Annotated in this window: 4 protein-coding genes; 3 read left to right on the forward strand and 1 reads right to left on the reverse strand. The window is 56.0% G+C overall.

The annotated features are described in order from the left end of the window. The coding region (locus NW838_RS11085; protein WP_414428049.1) for an AMIN domain-containing protein at nucleotides 1-432 on the reverse strand (432 nt) is incomplete at its 3' end. A gap of 210 nt (nucleotides 433-642) precedes the next feature. On the opposite strand from NW838_RS11085, the gene NW838_RS11090 reads away from it, so the two are divergent. The 3 genes from NW838_RS11090 (at nucleotide 643) to NW838_RS11100 (ending at nucleotide 3144) form a co-directional block, all read left to right on the forward strand. Next, the gene (locus NW838_RS11090) at nucleotides 643-1770 is read left to right on the forward strand and encodes a hypothetical protein (protein ID WP_414428050.1); all 1128 of its coding nucleotides are present in this window, start codon (nucleotides 643-645) and stop codon (nucleotides 1768-1770) included. A 351-nt stretch (nucleotides 1771-2121) separates the two neighbouring features. Beyond that, nucleotides 2122-2727, forward strand: a complete 606-nt coding sequence (gene cbiT / locus NW838_RS11095) for a precorrin-6Y C5,15-methyltransferase subunit CbiT (protein ID WP_414358065.1) — start codon at nucleotides 2122-2124, stop codon at nucleotides 2725-2727. Nucleotides 2728-2925: 198 nt separating this feature from the next. Continuing rightward, nucleotides 2926-3144, forward strand: a complete 219-nt coding sequence (locus tag NW838_RS11100) for a hypothetical protein (protein ID WP_414384284.1) — start codon at nucleotides 2926-2928, stop codon at nucleotides 3142-3144. The last annotated feature ends 360 nt before the right edge of the window (nucleotides 3145-3504 follow it).

Consider the following 3504-nt stretch of genomic DNA (forward strand, 5'->3'; position numbering starts at 1 on the left):
GGCAGATGAGGGGGGAACCAGCGGCGAAGGGGGAGCGGCCTGGGTGAATTGAACGGCCCAGCGGGAGGGGCCGGCGGTGAGCAGTTGCAGGTGGTTAAGGCTGAGGGGCTGATCCGGCTGCAGATAGAGCACAAAACGGGTGATGGTATCCGTAAGCTGGCTAATCTGCACAGAGGCGACACGGCCTGCAAAGGTCTGGGTCTGGGGCTCCCGTCCGAAGCGGGTGTTGGGAAAATCCAGCACCACTCTGGGGGGGTTTTGCAGAACAAACAGGAAAGGCCGCACCTCTCCCTGTGTATTGACTTCCAGCCGCCCCTGCTGAGGGTCGTAGTGCCAGCGGTCGATGCGAGATAACCCTGGGATTGTGGTCGTCTGGGCCTGGACAGAGGGAGGGGGAAACAGTCCTGCTCCCGCCAAGCTCAACAGCAGCATCGCCCCCCATATCCGCCTTGACCTCGGCTTGCCGAATTCAGGCATGACCTTCCATCCACTCCCCACACCTGCTGCCCTCAACTATACCAACCTGCCCTCGGAGCAGCCTGGGAAGGAGCGCAATTCCGCTCTTGCCTGCAGGGCTGGGGGATGATGGGTAGAGGCTCGCCCCTTCTTCTTCCTGCTTGTTCTCCGGCGAGGTATCTTGGGATGCCCAAACCACCGGATCTCCTAACCCTGGCCCGAGCTGGACACGCCCAGTCAATTGTGCAGGTTGTGCGGATGGAGCTGCTGCGGCGTCGCTGGTGTGCCCGAGTAGACTTTGCCGACGAGACCCTGCACGTCCACCTGCTGGGATCCCTGTACCAGCCTGCGCTCTCCCCCCAAGTTGCCGCCGCCCAACTGTTTCTGATCCTGAAGCAACTGCGGATTCCACGGCTGGATCAAGTGGAGATTTGCGCTTTCCGCGGCTCACGCTTGCTCTGGCGGCAGAGCCTAAAGCTGGGATCCCGGCGGCGTTGGGATCGGTTTTCTTTTGGCAACTGGTCGGTGAACGCTTGGGCTTACCCGGCTGCGTTTGCGGTGGCCCTGATGGTGAACAACATCGGCTTATTGCGGTTGCTGCATTTGCCTTGGCACATTTGGATTCACGAGCTCGGCCATGCCACCATCGCCTGGTGGAGCGGGTATCGGGCTTTGCCTCTGCCCATCGGCTGGACAAGCGTTAGCTCCCAGAGGGATCCCTTTGTGTATTTTGGAATCCTCTTTTTGCTGATTTTGCTGTTCTGGTCGGCCCGCCAGGAGCAGATGAGATGGCTACAGGCGCTGGCCGTTCTTCTTGCCCTATTCCAGTTCTATATGACCTGGCTGATGCCCAATCGCACTCAGGATCTGTTGATTACCTTTGGTGGTGTTGGAGGGGAGTTTTATCTCAGCACCTTTTTGATGGCCAGCTTTTATTTTCCCCTGCCAGATCGTTGGCGATGGGACTCTTTGCGATTTGTCGTGCTGGGGATCGCGAGCAGCAGCCTGTGGAGAAGCTTTTGGGAATGGCACAGCATCAGACTGGGATTGGCCGAGGTTCCCTGGGGAACTTTGTTGGGCGGCCAAGGAGATGCCAGGGGGGATATGAACCGCCTAAACTACGACTTTGGCTGGAGCACCGATCAAATTATCCAAACCTACACTTTTTTAGGGAACCTGTGTGTTTTCGTCGTATTGAGCCTATATGTTCTATTCCTGTTGCGGGCAAATGATGAGATTTGGCTGTATCTGCGAGCAAAGCTTATTCTTTGGATGGATGGTTTGATAGGCTCCAGTTCAAGGAAACGTTCTTAAGATCCTCTTGTACTGAACATTGCCCCAACTACAACTTTTTCCGGCAGCACCAGCTACATCCGGCGCAAAATGAGCTCTTGGGTAAAAGGGATCCCGCTTGTCTCCAGAACTTCCCTAGTGTCCAACTCGATTCCTCAAGGGGGCAGGATCATTTTGGTTTTGGACTGCAGCTTTGCCGGTTGGGAATTGCTCCAACCACTCCGTTGAGCTCAGAGGGCGTTTGTGGTGCCCATCTGGGCAATGATTGGGCGGGAGAAGCGGCACCCCTATCAGGTTGGAGATGGCCTGTTGAGCATTCGCTCTATGCTGAGGGATATGGCAAGCAAACTTCCTCTGCGACGCTACTTTCCCATGTCAACTGCCTTCTCTTGGCCCTACCGCACCCCAGGGATCCCGGACTCTGCCTTTGAACGCATCCCGGGGATCCCGATGAGCCCTCGTGAGGTGCGCGTGTTGGTGCTGAGCCAGTTGCGCCTGGGAGAGAACCACTGCCTATGGGATATCGGCGCCGGAACAGGCACCATTGCCATTGAAGCAGCCATTCTGTGCCCCAAAGCTCGCGTGATCGCCATCGAGCGAGATGCAGAGGTGGTCAGCCTGATCGAGAGCAATTGCCGGAAATTTGGCCTCGCCAACGTGCAGGTGATTCAAGGTACTGCCCCCGATTGTCTGCAACACCTTTCTCCAGCGCCGGATCGCATCTGCATTGAGGGAGGCCACCCCCTACGCGAGATCTTGGAAGCCTGCTGGAGCCATCTCAGCCCCAACGGGCGGGTCGTGGCGACGACCAACTCTTTGGATGAGCTCTACGGCCTTTCCGCTGGCCTGGCCGCTGTGCGAGCTCGTCATGTGGAGGTGATTCAATCGGCGGTGAACCGCCTGGAACACCGCGGTCGGACTCAAATGCTGCTGGCACTGGATCCCACCTTTGTTTTGAGCGGAGAAAAAATGGGCTAAGTTTTGTGTAAACTGTTTACATTTTTTGGTAAATCTTTTCCTAAGGTGATGGATAAAAGTGGATTGATTTATCTCGGCTGTCTTAGAACCAGCAGAAAAGATTGGGTCACCCAAACCTTAAGCTATACTGATGTTTCTCGATCCCAAACTCAAATCTGCTTTTATACCAGATTAAGAGAGCTGGGAAACCCAAAAGCTATGGTTCAATTCCAAAACCCCTTTCAGGAATCACGGGAAGTCAGGCTGCGGCAACTGTTGATTCGGGAGCGCTGGCCGGAAATGCTGAAAGGCTGCCGGGCTTGCATCCATTGGGACGACTTCAAGCGACCGGAATGCTGTGGTGATTGCGGCATCGGGGATCGACGCAGGCAAGCAGTAGCCGAAGAAAGCCCACCCAGCAAGTCCCCAGGCATTTAGGGTTCTCAAGCTTCCCAAATTGGGATCCCAGCTCCTGCAGTAACTTTGGTAGTTTCTATTGAGAACTTTTACTCAGGGAGTTTTACCTAAAAACCGGGTCTCAAGCCCGGTCTTCATACCTGCCTGCGGCGGAAGCAAGCTGGCAAAGTGGGGAGGCAACGAGCGCCTCTCCCAAGATTGCTATGTCGTCGCTCCCTAGCCTCTCATCTTGCCCTCATTGGCCCCCTGCTTCCGCTTCTCAGAGGCAGCTCCCCAGCAACCTCAAGGGGGGCAGGAGGATCCATGTCAATTTCTACACCAACCCAGTTAGCGACAGGGTCGGCGACAAGCCTCAAACCCTGATTCTTCCGTTGACCCGGT

The sequence above is a fragment of the Synechococcus sp. R55.2 genome (assembly GCF_047462075.1).
GTDB lineage: Bacteria > Cyanobacteriota > Cyanobacteriia > Thermostichales > Thermostichaceae > Thermostichus.